Below are 15,902 nucleotides of genomic sequence, written 5' to 3'. Positions count from 1 at the left end.
GTGAAATTTATTGGTAAAAGTAATAAAACCAATATGTTTCTCCATAAGTGTCTTTAACATAAGAAAAACGCTCTGACTTGTTATTGTACTTTTCTTCAAGTTTTTGAAAATCCGCATAGTCAGCATCCATTATCTCGCTATGAAAGACCAAAACAGGATTCGACCTTAAATGTGTATACAATGTGAGCGCTTCTCTATAATGCTTTGGCAAAGCAGGTGAGCTTAGATTATATTTGTTTTTAATTATGTTCACAAATCCATCTAAATTTTTATCTAACAAATAACCACATAATATATAGTCTGTTACAGACTTCATTGCCAGACCATGATTTTCCAGATACAACAGATACTCAAGAGGCTTCATCTTTCCCATCTTTCGTATACCAAGCTGCTTGAATATCTCTGTTTCAGGAAACATCATACATTTGACATTCACCCCATCAGGCAATAATATATCAGAACCGCCTTTAGGTATAGGATACTCAAACAAACGTTCACCCAATTGCTTTGTACGCGACAAAGCGTAAATTCTCAACATAGTTAAATCTGGATCCGTATCATCAGACTTCTCGCCTACGCTCAAAGCATCATCATAATCATTTGACTCTAATAAATGCTCTATCCTTAAACGATAATGAAAAATCTCATTTGTATTTCCCAAAGCACATACCATCAACAACATAGCAGACAAAGCCAAAAGACTCTTCCACAAACCTCCGGTCAAACTTCCTGTATAAGACGTATCAATATAGAATATTGACTTCTGTCTAGACAAAACAGCAAAAATTGCATACAATATTATAACAATGCATACGATTACTATAACATTGGTTGGAAATAAACTAACATCGAAATCCTGATTCCCGGATGTCAGAACAGCGAGAAACATTAATGATGGCAAATAATTCAGAATATTAATCCATCCATCAAACCTCGTTAACTTACTCACGCCAAGTTTGACAAGAAACAGTACCACTGTCAGCAATACCGCACCTATGGTTTTGTTGTAATGAGTAATGCCTCCAGACAAGACATGTTGCTCCATAGCAATAATATCAGACTGGAAGAAATATAAATATACAAAAGTAAATAATATGAAAACAATAGCACATACAGAATTAACTAATGTGCTATTGTTTGTCTTGACTTCTTGTGTCATATTAATTTTTCTTTAAGACCACGGCTGAACGAGCAGGGATATAAAGTTTTAACCATTCCTTATGATCTTTTACATAGAGAGGATCAAAGTTTGTCATATGAGTCATACTGTCATCAGCAAGTCCATTTCCACCAAACTTTTTAGCGTCAGTATTCAATACAACATCATAAGATCCTGTAGGAACCAAGAATCCGTAATCGGTAAAGGATCGTGTGGGATTAAAATTAAACACAAATATCAAATCACCACGCATAAAAGCCAATATCTGGTCACCATCATTATGCCAAATCTCCTGTACGTTCGTCCGTTGGAAATTACGCACACTCTTGATAACGCTAAGCATTTCACGGTCAAAATCACCCAGATAATGATAGCACAAATCTTTATTGTCCACCAAATTCCATTGTCTTCTTGCGTATTTGTAGCTCCAACCATTACCCTCTCTAGGAAAGTCTATCCATTCAGGATGCCCAAACTCATTTCCCATAAAGTTAAGGTATCCGCCATTAATGGCAGCAGCAGTTACTAAACGTATCATTTTATGCAAAGCTATTCCACGATGAACGACCTCATTTTCATCGCCTTTTTTGAAATGCCAATACATATCCGCATCAATAAGACGGAAAACAATTGTTTTGTCACCAACCAAAGCCTGGTCGTGACTTTCACAATAACTTATAGTCTTTTCATCCGGACGCCTGTTCTTTACTTCCCAGAAAATACTGCTAGGCTTCCAGTTTTCGTCACTTTGCTCCTTTATCGTCTTTATCCAATAGTCAGGAATATTCATTGCCATCCTATAGTCAAAGCCGTATCCGCCATCCTCAAACTTAGCTGCAAGCCCCGGCATACCGCTTACTTCCTCTGCAATTGTTATTGCATTAGGATTAATTTCATGAATTAGTTTATTAGCAATAGTAAGATAACATATTGCATTATCATCTTCATGCCCGTTGAAATAATCACCATAATTACAGAAAGCCTCTCCTAAACCATGACTATAGTAAAGCATAGAAGTAACGCCGTCAAAACGGAAGCCGTCAAAATGGAATTCCTTAAGCCAATATTTACAATTGCTCAACAAGAAATGCATAACCTCATCCTTACCATAGTCAAAACACAAGCTATCCCATGCGGGATGCTCATGCCTGTCACCTGGATAAAAATATTGGTTAGGATCACCTGCTAAATTACCCAATCCCTCAACTTCATTCTTAACAGCATGACTATGAACAATATCCATAATCACTGCTATGCCGTTGCGATGAGCTTCATCAATAAGGGACTTTAGTTCTTCAGGAGTACCAAATCTGCTTGAAGCAGCAAAGAAGCTACTTACATGATAACCGAAAGAACCATAATAAGGATGCTCTTGTATTGCCATAATTTGTATACAATTATAACCATCCTCAATTATCCTCGGCAACACATTCTCCTTAAATTCAGTATAAGTACCAACCTTTTCCGCATCTTGCGACATTCCTATATGGCACTCATATATCAGAAGCGGACTCTTATTTGGTTTAAACTTCTTTTTCCTCCACACATAAGGCTTTTCAGGATTCCAGACTTGGGCTGAGAATATTTTTGTTTCTTCATCCTGCACAACTCGCTGAGACCATGCCGGGATACGTTCTCCAGACCCGCCATTCCAATAAACATGCATTTTGTATAAATCGCCATGCTTCATACCTTTCTCTGAGATTTTCAATTCCCAGTTTCCGGTTCCTTCTATACGCTTGGCTTTATACTTTTCTGTCTCTTGCCAATTATTGAAATCGCCGACAAGATAAATTTCTGTCGCATTAGGCGCCCACTCTCTAAAGACCCAGCCTCTTGATAATTTATGCAAGCCATAATAATCGTACCCACTGGCAAAATCCTCTAATGATATTTTACCATTACGAGTCAGCTGGCCTAATTTCCACAAGGCATGATCATGCCGCCCTCTTATGGCATCTTCATAAGGCGCGAGATAACCATCATTAACAACTAAGCCAATATGTTTCGGCTCATTTGCCGCTTTACTATCCGTTTTAGCCTTATTATTTAATGATTTGGCTTTTCTGGTAACCATGATACCTCCTTAAAAACTTTTTATAATAACATTATTGTTTGATACTCTCAGCAAAATTATGCTAAGACTTTAAATATGGCCTTCTTTATTTCTGCCTGTTCAGAAATACAAGGAGCATGACCGTCTTGAGGGAAAAACATAGCAAACTCGCCGGGCTTACAGGTAACGTACGTAGCAGCAGCTCCTTCGTATTTTGTTATATCTTTTTCTTCATTATATTCTGCTTCAGGCAAATCCTTTAATGGAGTATATCCATACGTCTCTGACGTACTTAAAGGTATCTGGATATCAATCATTTTCTTATGAGTTTCCAGCAAAGCACTTTCACATGATTTACCTTTTGCCACTTGTATATTTACGAATAAATCTGTGCCTTTAATCAGATGTTTTCCTTCACTTAATTTATTTAAATCATTTGATTTCAAAAAATCAACTACATCATTAAATAATGGATTTAAAGAAACATATTTCTCTAAATTTTCCAATGTATCTATAACCATAAATATTATTTTAATTAATTATTGAACCTTATTTCCTAAAATATACATACCTTGAGAAACGATGTTACCATTTTTGTCTTTCTCAACATATTTACCATCACGCTTATCATCTTTATAAGAACCTTCAAAACGCCGTCCGTCCTTATCGACCTCTAAAGCTCGACCATTTCTTTTACCGCGACGATAAATACCCTTGAATTTACTTCCGTCTGAGAAATGAATAATAATTTCACCGTCAAAAACGCCGTCTTTAAAATTACCTTCAAAGACATCTCCATTTTTTTTCGTTAACTTACCTAGACCGTTTTGTTTGTCAGCCTTCCAATATCCATTATATACATCACCGTTTTTCCAACGTAAGACTCCATGGCCATCCTTATCTCCTTCTGTAAAATGTCCGGTATATTTATCGCCATTAGCAAAAGTAAAAATACCTTCACCCGTACGTTTTCCTCTAACATAATCACCCTCATACATATCGCCATTTTGGAACTTATATATACCTTTCCCATTTTGAACATCATCTAGCCAATCACCGATATATATATCTCCATCAGCATAATGATTGGTTCCTTTTCCTGAGCGCAAATTATCTAGCCACATACCATCATATGTTGTCCCGTCGCCCCAATCAAAGAATCCTTTACCTGTTTTCTTGTCATCTTTCCATTCACCTGTATAATAGGCACCACCGCTATAAGTGTATGTTCCTTTTCCAGTACGTTTATCCTGATACCAATCGCCGTCATATTTGTCACCGTTGTAATACCACATTACGCCATGGCCCTGTTGATAATCACGAAACCATAATCCAACATATTTGTTATTATTCATAAAATGATATGTCCCTCTACCGTGTTGCTGATCTTGGAACCATTCTCCTTCATACTTCTCCCCATCAGAAAAAGTATAAACTCCATATCCTTGACGCTTTCCTTTCACATATTCACCTTCATAAGTATCCCCGTTTTTATAAACAGTTTTACCTTTCCCGTGAGGTTTCCCTGAAGCCATTTCACCCTGGTATGTTCCACCATCTTTAGTCTCACATGAGCCTAATGTTATCTTTTGCGCACTACATATTAGAGGCAAAGCAGCACAAAATAAAAGCAATATATAGTTCTTCACGATTTTTCTTTTTAAATTTATCACCAAAAGTAATAAAAAATAACCATACTGCAAAATTATTTTTTTAAAATCGGTTTTACGAATATATTTATTGATAAATATTAGTATCTTTGCAAAAATATTAAAACAGAAATACTATGAACTTTGTAGGAATCATACCAGCAAGATATTCGTCAACACGCTTTCCCGGAAAACCGTTAGCCATTTTAGGCGGAAAACCCGTAATTCAACATGTTTACGAAAAAGTTTCAAAAGTGCTTGACGACGTATACGTCGCCACTGACGACGAAAGGATTAAGGATGCGGTGGAAAGCTTTGGAGGAAATGCTATTATGACATCCCCTAATCACAAAAGTGGGACTGACAGAATAGAAGAAGCAGTAAATATTATAGAAAAAAAATTTGACGTCATAATCAACATCCAAGGTGATGAGCCATTTATTCACAAGACCCAAATAGAAACAATATGCAGATGTTTCGATGACTCAGAAACTATGATTGCGACTTTAGGCAGGCCATTTACTGAAAAAGACTCTATAAATGATTTAGAGAATCCTAATTCCCCGAAACTCATTTGCGACAACAATGGCTTTGCCATGTATTTTAGCAGGAATATAATACCCTATATACGCGGAGAAGAAAAATCAAATTGGATAAACAAATTCACATATTTAAAGCATATTGGACTTTATGCATACAGGGCTAATGTCTTGTCAGAAATAACAAAATTACCACAATCAAGCCTAGAGCTTGCTGAAAGCTTGGAACAACTCAGATGGCTTCAAAATGGATACCGCATAAAAGTAGGCATTACCCACGTTGAAACCATAGGAATTGATACTCCAGAAGACTTAAAGCGCGCAGAAGAATTTATCATCCAACACGACAGGCAATAAAGAAAGAACAAAGACTATCACATATAACAAAGCAATTTCACCTGAAATCAAATAGAAGGAAAAAATGAAAGGGCGCATCTTTTTTATGCGTCCTTTCATTTTTCTCCAAACAACAAACTTACATTTGCATTTAACCGACCAATAGCGAGTACTCTTGCAGACAACAAATACACACATTATTTTAATCAATATATTCAAACCAAAACATATCAGGAAAAGGCAACCTTTCTCTTATGAGTATAATGATGAAATATTGAAATTTTATAGCAATCGTTCCACGAATGCAGCTGCTGAATTATTCAATGCAAAAATCAAACTTTTCAGAGCTAATCTTCATGGAGTGACAGATAAAAAGTTTTTCCTCTTTAGAATCACAAAGCCCTAAGGATATCCCCATCAAATTTCTACTGCCCCCAAAATTGTCTATTAACTTTGCATCATCACTTCTAAAGCAAACCTGCCTCAGACACACTCAGTGAAACACTATCAAGTTTTTTCAAAGCAAATCTTCATGAAACAACGGACAAAAGTCTTTCTCTTTAGGATTGCACAGGCACACAGATATCCAACAAGATTTCTACGACCAACTTAAACTAACGATTAAACACAATTTTATAAATTTCCAAAGGGATTGTTACAAACAAAATAAAAGGAAGAAAACAATCATAATGTTTCTTCCTTTCAAATGCATTTAAACTTTCGTAGTGGATAGGGGAATCGAACCCCTATGCCAAGATTGAGAATCTTGTATCCTAACCATTAGATGAATCCACCTTAAATCACAGCGGAAGCTGGGGGATTCGAACCCCCGGTACGATAAACTCGCACGGCAGTTTAGCAAACTGCTGGTTTCAGCCACTCACCCAAACTTCCTTTCCGGTTTATTGTACCGAAGCATTCTCGCTCAAATGCGATGCAAAGGTATGCATTTATTTTTATCCCTGCAAATTTTTCTGGAGTTTTTTTTCATTTAATTCAAAAAAACTTTTTTACACCTTATTATATATTATAAACGCTCCTTTATGGAGTCAAATTTTAAGCATTATCTAACTGTAATATGGAAGCACCCCTGTTTAACCTCATACTTAACATAACACCGATTATTCTCACGCATATCACGCAAGACCTCACTTAACACCCACTTAAGCGTATCATTTCTTACCATTCGGCCTTTGCTTCCATCTAGTTTATTAATAGTTTTATAGCGATTATAACATACATCAAAAGTTGTACCATACAAATGACATGAATTTTCCGTTGCATTTCCATTGTAATTCCGAAGTTTCATCACATCTTCTTTTGACCGGAGAACACTCGTTACAATTATTTGATGCAATGGTATATTTTTTATTCTTAGGCTATCATAATACGCCCTACCAATATCATTGAGTAGGACAGCTGCACGTGGAACCAAATACGGAATACTACTGCGCAAAGGATCTATAAAATAATAAGGATTTGCACCAACAAAAACAAGTTCTTTTTTTCTATTTTCTGCATCTTCTCTATTTTCAACAGGTTTTACTCCATACTTATTGGCAGAAACTAGCTGCACGTCATTATTGTCAGGGAATGTACGACTAAAACCAGGCACACTATTTATACGATTACGTACCTGTGTTCCTTCTGCATTATAGAAAGACGTCAACTTAAATATTGAAGAAACCACGTGCTCCCCATCACCTACACTATCTTTTTTACCCAAAGTATTAATGCCAGAATCATTTAAAGCATCATTCACGACAACAGGCCTATTTACATTTTTATCTTTTGCGACATCAGGAAAAATCAGACGTATCATAGCCAAAATCAAAACTATGGCCACAAAACTCATCAAATACCTATTTTTTGTTATTTTCATACGTTCTTTATTTATTCAACATAGAAACAAAAAAAAGACTCACATCTTTTTGTATCAATCAACATTAAAATTTCGAATTGTTGAAACAATTTCATTGATAATTTCTGGATTTGGCAATTCTTTAACATCTCCACACAAGGCTATCGAGAAGTTATCTGCCAAACATTCTTCCGGATTTATAACATACCCTGTATTTCTTCCTACCTTATCATAAAAATCGGATGCATCATCCAATTTATACATCAACATCTTTCCATCCTTCATTACCGGAGAAAATTTATCGTCAAGCGGAACCAATCCGATGTGCACATAATCAAAAAAAGATCCTCCGGCATAATCACGATCAGAACAAATAACCATTGTGCATGGCTGTTGTTTTCCACCGACACTTAACATGGCATAGCTATCATAATGATTCACATCCGGATTAGATATAAATCGTTCGGTCACATCGTCAGAAAACTTTATTTCTTTATCCAATATACTGAATCCTATTATTTTATACATTGACTTTCTAAAATCAATATTATTTCGTGTCATCACATGAAACAACTCATGAGCCAACAGCTTAGCAAGCCTTTTGGTATTAACTTTTTTCAAAAGGCCTTCACCTAAACAGACTACCTCGCCTCGAGTATACGCTGCTGCACCTCCCTCCTCTTTCATCGTTGTTTTTATAAGCAGTACTTCTTGGGGGATAGGAAGCTTCAAGCCCTTTCGAGCAATAGCATCATCCAATATTGCAAAAGCTTTAACAACAGAATCTTTTTCTGTATCTGTAAAATCTCTAGTCTCTCGTCTTATCATGTCTACCATATCGTCATGAGTAGCATTCTTTTTACCCACACGAGCCTCCAAGTCAAATTTCCCAAGACGTTCTACATAACCCTTAGAAACAGCCAACACATTATTTGCTTCCTCCTTATCCGCAAATCTGAGAGAATAGCTATCATTATTACCATAAGATAAACAACAAAACGAGACGAGGCATAAGCCAAACGAGACTGCACGCTGATAAAACTGTCTAATAATATACATAATTTAAATTTAAATAAAACGATGCAAAGATAATGTAAGTATATGTAAATACAAAATAAATATGTTTATTGCATACAGAAAGGACGTCAACAATTAACATAATTTTATCCATGACAAAATAGCAACATTTTTTATTGGAAAATCCAATTAAAAACAATATCATCAAAACAAAATATTTCTTGCAACAAACAAAATACATAGACTTTTAAATATATCTTCAACTCATATCAATGCCATGGCCATGACATCCATTCAAGATTATATCACTAAGACATATGGAGAGAAAAAAAACAAATTTAAATGAAATCTATCCCCTATATGACAAAAGCCTTTTATCAATAAATACAACATAGCGATACAATCATAACATTCTCACACCTATACGCTATCAGCCCAAGAATAGAAAAAAGATAAGAAAAACGATGATATATTGAAAAAGTTTCTGTAATTTTGCACAATAATATTAAATTCGAATAAAATTGATCGAGAAGCACATTGTACTTGAGGATATTGACCCTGTAATATTATACGGAGTCAACAATACGCATTTGCAAATAATCAAGGCACTATACCCAAAGCTCAGGATAGTTGCACGTGATAATGTCCTACGCGTATTAGGAGACGAAGAGCAAATGGCAAACTTTGAAGAAAACATTGAGAAAATACGCAAGCACGTCTTAAAATACAACTCGATTAATGAAGATAATTTAATCAACATAATTAAGGGCGGAAAGATTAACGATGACACTTCAAGTGATGTTGTAGTATATAACATCTCTGGAAAACCAATAAAAAGCAGAAGTGCCAATCAGCAGAAACTGATTGATGCGTACAACAACAATGACATGCTGTTCGCAGTCGGTCCTGCCGGCACGGGCAAAACATATTTAAGTATAGCTCTTGCTGTAAAAGCCCTCAAAGAGAAAGCGACAAAAAAAATAATATTAAGTCGTCCGGCTGTTGAGGCTGGAGAAAAGTTAGGCTTTCTGCCAGGTGACATGAAAGACAAAATCGACCCATATCTGCAGCCCCTATATGATGCACTTGAAGACATGATTCCTGCTGTTAAATTACAGGACATGATTGAGAAACATATCATCCAGATTGCACCATTGGCATTTATGCGTGGACGAACACTCAGTGATGCTGTAATAATTCTCGACGAGGCACAAAATACAACATCTGCTCAAATACGTATGTTTTTAACCCGACTTGGATGGAATGCAAAAATGATCATAACAGGCGACCTTACTCAGGTTGACTTACCGCATGGAACGACTAGGGGGCTACGAGAAGCTATACGTGTATTAAATGGCATTGACGGAATCTCTTTTATAAATATGAATGAAAAGGATATCGTAAGACATAAGCTTGTCACACGAATAGTCAATGCATATGAAAGAGATAAAGAAATAAAGAACAAGTAGAAAAGGTTTTACAATAAATCAACAAGAATGAAAGCACTTACAAGAACAGATTTCCATTTTGATGGACAAAAAAGCGTATATCATGGTAAGGTACGCGATGTTTACAACATTAACGACGACATTATCGTAATGATTGCCACAGACAGAATTTCAGCTTTCGACGTTATTCTGCCTAAAGGAATACCTTTTAAGGGTCAGGTTCTTAACCAGATCGCATCAAAATTTCTGGATCAGACAAAGGACATTTGTCCAAACTGGAAACTTGCCACTCCCGATCCAATGGTTACAGTTGGTCTGAAATGCGAAGGATTCCGCGTTGAAATGATTATACGTTCAATTCTGACAGGTTCGGCATGGCGTGAGTATCAAAAGGGATGTCGTGAAATTTGTGGTGTTAAACTGCCCGATGGAATGAAAGAGAATCAGCGTTTCCCCGAACCAATAATAACACCTACAACAAAGGCTGACGAAGGTCATGACATGAATATTTCCAAAGAAGAAATAATCGCTCAAGGCATTGTAAGTAAAGAAGATTACGAGGTAATGGAGGACTATACACGTAAGATTTTTGCACGCGGACAAGAAATTGCAGCTGAACATGGTCTTATCCTCGTTGATACTAAATACGAATTTGGAAAAAGAGACGGTAAAGTTTATCTTATTGACGAAGTACATACTCCAGACAGCAGCCGTTATTTCTATGCAGACGGTTATGAGGAGAAATTTGAGAAAGGTGAGCCGCAACGCCAATTATCTAAAGAATTTGTACGTCAATGGCTTATTGAACACAACTTCATGAATGAGCCTGGACAGACAATGCCAGAAATAACAGACGAATATGCTGAAAGTGTAAGCGAACGTTACATTGAATTGTTCGAGAACATTACCGGTGATAAATTCGACAAAGCTGCTGAAGATGGTGATATTGCAGCACGAATCGAAAACAATGTGAAGAATTATCTGAAAAACAGATAATAATTCATATTGACAAAATACCTCTATAGCATCATGCCTTTTTATAAATCAGATAAAAATGACCTACAAACAGGAACGTATAACGCCATATAATAACGGGGAAGAAAAGAGTAAGCAGGTTGAAACAATGTTTGATACCATAGCTCATTCGTATGATCTGCTTAATCACAGGCTGTCACTTGGCATTGACTATCTTTGGAGAAATATGGCCATAAAACAGCTTAAGCCCTTTAAACCTCTTAAAATACTAGATGTTGCGACAGGGACAGGTGATTTTGCGATAAAATCAGCCAAGGAGTTATCCCCTGAAAAGGTCATTGGCATTGATATATCAGAAGGCATGATGCGTATTGGTCAAGAGAAAGTTAAGAATGAGAGACTGAGCGAAATCATAAGCTTTGAAAAGGAAGACTGCGAACATCTCTCTTATGCAGACAATACATTCGACGCAATAATAACCGCATTTGGAATCAGAAATTTTCAAAATCTTGATGCTAGTTTAAAGGAGATGTGCAGAGTATTGAAAAAGGGAGGACACGTAAGTATTCTAGAACTTAGCCAGCCTGTAAGTTTCCCAATGAAGCAATTATTTTGGATATACTCTCATTCCGTACTACCGCTATATGGAAAGCTTGTTTCTAAAGACAAAAATGCGTATCGTTATTTAACAACAACAATAGAAGCATTTCCACAAGGTGAAGTGATGACAGATATCATAAAAAAAGCCGGGTTTACTGAAGCTACATTCAAACGTTTAACCTTCGGCATTTGCACTTGTTATTTTGCAACTAAATAAATATAAGTCTATGGATAAATATGGATTAATAGGTTACCCATTAGGTCATTCATTTTCAAAAAGTTATTTCAACGAAAAATTTGAAAATGAAGGAATTAATGCTGAATATATCAACTTTGAGATTCCGACACTCGACTCCCTTCCGGAAATTTTAGCTTCTAACCCGGAACTGAAAGGCCTTAATGTCACAATACCATATAAAGAAAAAGTTATCAGTTATCTTGACTCCATAAGCCCCGAAGCAAGAGCTATAGGAGCAGTAAATGTTATACGCGTTGACCACAAAGGTAATGATACTTATCTGAAAGGCTTTAACAGCGATGTCATTGGTTTTACAAAAAGCATTGAGCCCTTGCTTGAAAGATTTCATAAAAAAGCATTAATATTAGGAACAGGAGGGGCATCTAAAGCTATAAACTTCGGTTTAAAATCACTAGGTCTTGAAACAGTATTCGTAAGCAGATTTGAACGTCCTGGAACGATACAATATTCACAAATCACCCCTGACATAATTCAGGAGTACAATGTTATTGTTAATTGCACTCCATGCGGAATGTATCCGCATATAGACGAGTGTCCTCAATTGCCATATGAGGCAATGACAAGCAAGAACATCCTTTATGACTTGCTCTATAATCCCGATGAAACTCTTTTCATGAAAAAAGGAGCCCAACATGGTGCCACTGTAAAAAATGGATTAGAAATGCTTTTATTACAGGCATTTGCAAGTTGGGAATTTTGGCATAATAAAGAATAAGACGTAATTTTTGTTCCATATACATAAAAATATATTTAAAATGGATTTACACAACCGCTACATGATGCGTGGTGTTTCTGCAGCAAAAGAAGATGTACACAACGCAATAAAAAACATAGATAAGGGTATCTTTCCACAGGCATTTTGTAAAATAATACCAGACATTCTAGGAGGCGATCCTGAATATTGTAATATTATGCATGCAGATGGCGCAGGTACTAAGTCGTCATTGGCTTATATGTATTGGAAAGAGACCGGTGACTTAAGTGTATGGAAAGGCATTGCACAAGATGCACTAATTATGAATACGGACGACCTGCTTTGTGTTGGAGCTGTAGATAACATACTTGTTTCAAGCACAATCGGACGAAATAAAATGCTGGTACCAGGAGAAGTCATATCTGCTATTATTAATGGCACTGACGAACTTTTAGCCAGCATGCGAGAAATGGGCATTGGCATTTACGCAACGGGAGGTGAAACAGCTGATGTTGGCGATTTAGTAAGAACAATTATCGTCGACTCTACTGTTACATGTAGAATGAAACGTAGCGACGTAATCAACAACGCCAACATTCAACCAGGCGATGTCATTGTCGGACTTGCCTCATTTGGCCAGGCAACATACGAAACAAGCTACAACGGAGGTATGGGCAGCAATGGCCTGACTAGTGCACGCCATGACGTGTTTGCTAAATATCTTGCAGAAAAATATCCAGAAAGTTACGATCATGCAGTTCCTGACGAGCTTGTTTATAGTGGTCATTATCACCTGGACGACAAATTAGCAGATGTACCTGTAAATGCAGGTCAGCTAGTCCTCTCTCCTACCCGTACATACGCACCAGTTATTAAACGCATTCTTGACGAATTACGTCCGGAAATACATGGTATGGTACATTGTACAGGCGGAGCACAAACAAAAGTGCTACACTTCGTAAATGACAATTGCAAGGTTATCAAAGACAACATGTTCCCGGTTCCACCTCTTTTCAGAATGATTAGAGAGGAAAGTCAGACTGACTGGAAGGAAATGTATAAAGTGTTCAATATGGGACACAGAATGGAGATATATGTAAAACCCGAATTTGCAGAAAAAGTAATTAATATAAGTAAGAGTTTCAATATAGACGCTCAGATTATCGGACATATCGAAGAAGGAGAAAAGAGTCTGACCATTAAATCTGAATTTGGAGAATTTAACTATTAATTATATGCCCGAAAACAATAGTATTTTAGAAAAGCTCGAAGGACTTGAAAGCAGATATGAAGAGGTTGCCACATTGATAACAGACCCTTCTGTCATTTCAGATCAGGAAAGATACGTAAGACTTACACGAGAATATAAAGACCTCGATGAGATAATGAAGGCCAGAAAACGATATATTGCCTGCATAAACTCAATAAACGAGGCTAAAGATATTCTTGCCAACGAAAGTGATCCGGACCTGAGAGAGATGGCCCGTGAAGAACTTCAAGCCAATGAAGAGTTACAGCCTAAAATTGAGGAGGAGATAAAAATTGCCTTAGTACCGAAGGATCCGGAAGACGCCAAGAACGTCCAAATGGAAATTAGAGCCGGAACCGGCGGTGACGAAGCAGCACTGTTTGCAGGCGATTTATTTCAAATGTATAAAAAATACTGTGATTCAAAAGGCTGGTCCCTGTCTGTAACAAGCGTAAGTGAAGGAGCTGTTGGCGGATATAAGGAAATAGACTTTGCTGTAAGCGGCGACAATGTATATGGAATACTAAAATATGAATCTGGCGTACATCGTGTACAACGTGTACCAGCCACAGAAACACAGGGCCGTATGCACACAAGCGCTGCAACAGTAGCTGTATTGCCCGAAGCTGATAAATTTGAAGTTAACATCAACGAAGGCGACATTAAGTGGGACACATTCAGAAGTTCCGGTGCTGGAGGACAGAATGTAAACAAAGTGGAGTCTGGAGTTCGTCTTAGATATCCATGGAAAAATCCGAATACCGGTGAAGTTGAAGAAATTCTTATTGAATGTACTGAAACACGAGACCAGCCTAAGAATAAGGAAAGGGCACTTTCAAGATTGCGTACTTTCATCTACGACAGAGAGCATCAGAAATACATCGATGATATAGCTAGCCGCAGAAAGACATTGGTGTCAACTGGTGACAGAAGTGCAAAGATCAGAACATATAACTTCCAGCAAGGACGTGTAACTGACCACAGAATCGGCTATACAACACATGATCTGTCCGGATTCCTGGCAGGAAACATACAAGATATGATAGACGCCTTAACTGTAGAAGAAAATGCAGAACGCATGAAAGAGGCAGAACTATAAATCCTAATGTTTGGGTGGATTATTTATATGAAATAAAAGTTTTATATAAGACTTGGCAATTGCAAAAATCTGAGCATCAGCCATTTCATATAAAAGAATTCACTTAATAAATAAAAACATAAATTCAGAAAAAATGAACAGAAAACAATTAGTTGACCAAATATTCAGCAAACAATCTTTTCTGTGTGTCGGACTCGACACTGATATCAAAAAAGTGCCGGAATGTTTACTGAACAACGAAGATCCTATATTCGACTTCAACAAAGCCATAATAGATGCAACGGCACAATATTGTGTTGCATACAAGCCAAATTTGGCTTTCTACGAATGTATGGGTGTAAAAGGAATGATATCATTTGAACGTACGATAAAATACCTCAAAGAAAACTATCCTGACCATTTCATAATAGCAGATGCAAAACGTGGCGACATAGGAAACACATCCTCTATGTATGCCCGTACATTCTTTGAAGAATATGATATCGACTCATTGACCGTTGCGCCTTACATGGGCGAAGACAGTGTTACACCATTCCTCAACTATGAAGGCAAATGGGTTATTCTATTGGCGCTCACAAGCAATAAAGGTTCACATGATTTTCAGCTGACAGCCGACCAAGACGGCGAAAGACTTTTTGAAAAAGTTATACGTAAGTCACAGGCATGGGGTGATGAGCAAAACATGATGTATGTAGTTGGTGCCACTCAGGGCTCAATGTTCCAAGACATACGTAAAGTTGCTCCTAATCACTTCTTACTTGTACCTGGAGTTGGAGCACAGGGCGGAAGCCTACAAGAAGTATGCAAATACGGAATAATCAAAGACTGCGGACTATTAGTAAACAGCAGCAGAGGTATCATTTATGCCTCAAACGGAAGCGATTTTGCTGAAGCTGCAGCAATTAAAGCTGAAGCCCTGCAAAAAGAAATGGCCATAGAATTAAACAAAATAAAGTAGGTA

At 37.0% G+C, this 15,902-nt stretch carries 14 protein-coding genes, 2 tRNA genes and 1 pseudogene; 9 read left to right on the top strand and 8 right to left on the bottom strand.

The annotated features are described in order from the left end of the window. Positions 1 to 7 precede the first annotated feature (7 nt). The 4 genes from EJL04_RS04420 to EJL04_RS04405 are packed head-to-tail and all read right to left on the bottom strand — an operon-like array spanning position 8 to position 4,864. Entirely contained in the window at positions 8 to 1,159 is a 1,152-nt protein-coding gene (locus EJL04_RS04420) for a DUF6057 family protein (RefSeq protein ID WP_125104176.1), read from the bottom strand. Position 1,160: 1 nt separating this feature from the next. After that, on the bottom strand, positions 1,161 to 3,236 hold the full coding sequence (locus tag EJL04_RS04415) for an alpha amylase C-terminal domain-containing protein (protein ID WP_021854317.1): 2,076 nt from the start codon (positions 3,234 to 3,236) through the stop codon (positions 1,161 to 1,163). A gap of 56 nt (positions 3,237 to 3,292) precedes the next feature. Then, positions 3,293 to 3,736: a NanQ anomerase/TabA/YiaL family protein gene (locus tag EJL04_RS04410; protein ID WP_125104175.1), complete on the bottom strand. Its 444-nt coding sequence runs from the start codon at positions 3,734 to 3,736 to the stop codon at positions 3,293 to 3,295. 18 nt (positions 3,737 to 3,754) lie between these two features. Next, entirely contained in the window at positions 3,755 to 4,864 is a 1,110-nt protein-coding gene (locus EJL04_RS04405) for an MORN repeat-containing protein (RefSeq protein WP_125104174.1), read from the bottom strand. Positions 4,865 to 5,001: 137 nt separating this feature from the next. On the opposite strand from EJL04_RS04405, the gene kdsB reads away from it, so the two are divergent. Together kdsB and EJL04_RS04395 are read left to right on the top strand one after the other, a co-directional pair. Beyond that, positions 5,002 to 5,760, top strand: coding sequence for a 3-deoxy-manno-octulosonate cytidylyltransferase (gene kdsB, locus EJL04_RS04400; RefSeq protein ID WP_125104173.1), 759 nt, complete (start codon positions 5,002 to 5,004; stop codon positions 5,758 to 5,760). Positions 5,761 to 5,992: 232 nt separating this feature from the next. Further along, positions 5,993 to 6,145: pseudogene (locus EJL04_RS04395) on the top strand (transposase); the annotation flags it as partial. Positions 6,146 to 6,462: 317 nt separating this feature from the next. Here the strand turns inward: EJL04_RS04395 and EJL04_RS04390 are convergent. From EJL04_RS04390 to EJL04_RS04375, 4 genes are all read right to left on the bottom strand, one after another. Beyond that, a tRNA-Glu gene (locus tag EJL04_RS04390) sits at positions 6,463 to 6,534 on the bottom strand. Positions 6,535 to 6,545: 11 nt separating this feature from the next. Beyond that, positions 6,546 to 6,633: transfer RNA gene (locus EJL04_RS04385), tRNA-Ser, on the bottom strand. A gap of 169 nt (positions 6,634 to 6,802) precedes the next feature. Continuing rightward, positions 6,803 to 7,621, bottom strand: a complete 819-nt coding sequence (locus EJL04_RS04380) for a DUF5715 family protein (RefSeq protein ID WP_053398353.1) — start codon at positions 7,619 to 7,621, stop codon at positions 6,803 to 6,805. A 54-nt stretch (positions 7,622 to 7,675) separates the two neighbouring features. Continuing rightward, the gene (locus tag EJL04_RS04375) at positions 7,676 to 8,659 is read right to left on the bottom strand and encodes an eCIS core domain-containing protein (RefSeq protein ID WP_125104172.1); all 984 of its coding nucleotides are present in this window, start codon (positions 8,657 to 8,659) and stop codon (positions 7,676 to 7,678) included. A gap of 479 nt (positions 8,660 to 9,138) precedes the next feature. On the opposite strand from EJL04_RS04375, the gene EJL04_RS04370 reads away from it, so the two are divergent. From EJL04_RS04370 to pyrF, 7 genes are all read left to right on the top strand, one after another. After that, a complete protein-coding gene (locus tag EJL04_RS04370) occupies positions 9,139 to 10,086 on the top strand; it encodes a PhoH family protein (protein WP_125104171.1) in 948 nt (315 codons plus the stop codon). 27 nt (positions 10,087 to 10,113) lie between these two features. Next, entirely contained in the window at positions 10,114 to 11,061 is a 948-nt protein-coding gene (locus EJL04_RS04365; RefSeq protein ID WP_021854310.1) for a phosphoribosylaminoimidazolesuccinocarboxamide synthase, read from the top strand. A 58-nt stretch (positions 11,062 to 11,119) separates the two neighbouring features. After that, positions 11,120 to 11,857, top strand: coding sequence for a bifunctional demethylmenaquinone methyltransferase/2-methoxy-6-polyprenyl-1,4-benzoquinol methylase UbiE (ubiE, locus tag EJL04_RS04360; protein WP_125104170.1), 738 nt, complete (start codon positions 11,120 to 11,122; stop codon positions 11,855 to 11,857). Positions 11,858 to 11,867: 10 nt separating this feature from the next. Further along, positions 11,868 to 12,614 carry a shikimate dehydrogenase family protein gene (locus EJL04_RS04355; protein WP_053398350.1) on the top strand — a complete coding sequence of 249 codons (747 nt, stop codon included), beginning with the start codon at positions 11,868 to 11,870 and terminating at the stop codon, positions 12,612 to 12,614. Between the two features lie 40 nt (positions 12,615 to 12,654). Then, a complete protein-coding gene (locus EJL04_RS04350; RefSeq protein WP_125104169.1) occupies positions 12,655 to 13,824 on the top strand; it encodes an AIR synthase-related protein in 1,170 nt (389 codons plus the stop codon). A gap of 4 nt (positions 13,825 to 13,828) precedes the next feature. Beyond that, positions 13,829 to 14,941 (top strand): peptide chain release factor 1, encoded by a 1,113-nt coding sequence (gene prfA, locus EJL04_RS04345; protein WP_021854306.1) that lies wholly within the window; start codon positions 13,829 to 13,831, stop codon positions 14,939 to 14,941. 133 nt (positions 14,942 to 15,074) lie between these two features. Beyond that, positions 15,075 to 15,899: an orotidine-5'-phosphate decarboxylase gene (gene pyrF / locus EJL04_RS04340; protein ID WP_021854305.1), complete on the top strand. Its 825-nt coding sequence runs from the start codon at positions 15,075 to 15,077 to the stop codon at positions 15,897 to 15,899. The last annotated feature ends 3 nt before the right edge of the window (positions 15,900 to 15,902 follow it).

Source organism: Prevotella marseillensis (genome assembly GCF_900625065.1).
GTDB lineage: Bacteria > Bacteroidota > Bacteroidia > Bacteroidales > Bacteroidaceae > Prevotella > Prevotella rara.
The sequence above is the reverse complement of the archived record's forward strand: the minus strand, read 5'-3'. Positions and strand labels throughout refer to the sequence as shown.

Excerpts from the sequence above, each read along its gene's own strand:
- EJL04_RS04410 (WP_125104175.1), bottom strand. The coding sequence starts at position 3,736 with ATGGTTATAGATACATTGGAAAATTTAGAGAAATATGTTTCTTTAAAT.
- EJL04_RS04420 (WP_125104176.1), bottom strand. The coding sequence starts at position 1,159 with ATGACACAAGAAGTCAAGACAAACAATAGCACATTAGTTAATTCTGTA.
- EJL04_RS04365 (WP_021854310.1), top strand. The coding sequence starts at position 10,114 with ATGAAAGCACTTACAAGAACAGATTTCCATTTTGATGGACAAAAAAGC.
- EJL04_RS04375 (WP_125104172.1), bottom strand. The coding sequence starts at position 8,659 with ATGTATATTATTAGACAGTTTTATCAGCGTGCAGTCTCGTTTGGCTTA.
- pyrF (WP_021854305.1), top strand. The coding sequence starts at position 15,075 with ATGAACAGAAAACAATTAGTTGACCAAATATTCAGCAAACAATCTTTT.
- EJL04_RS04350 (WP_125104169.1), top strand. The coding sequence starts at position 12,655 with ATGGATTTACACAACCGCTACATGATGCGTGGTGTTTCTGCAGCAAAA.
- ubiE (WP_125104170.1), top strand. The coding sequence starts at position 11,120 with ATGACCTACAAACAGGAACGTATAACGCCATATAATAACGGGGAAGAA.
- prfA (WP_021854306.1), top strand. The coding sequence starts at position 13,829 with ATGCCCGAAAACAATAGTATTTTAGAAAAGCTCGAAGGACTTGAAAGC.
- EJL04_RS04380 (WP_053398353.1), bottom strand. The coding sequence starts at position 7,621 with ATGAAAATAACAAAAAATAGGTATTTGATGAGTTTTGTGGCCATAGTT.
- kdsB (WP_125104173.1), top strand. The coding sequence starts at position 5,002 with ATGAACTTTGTAGGAATCATACCAGCAAGATATTCGTCAACACGCTTT.
- EJL04_RS04355 (WP_053398350.1), top strand. The coding sequence starts at position 11,868 with ATGGATAAATATGGATTAATAGGTTACCCATTAGGTCATTCATTTTCA.
- EJL04_RS04415 (WP_021854317.1), bottom strand. The coding sequence starts at position 3,236 with ATGGTTACCAGAAAAGCCAAATCATTAAATAATAAGGCTAAAACGGAT.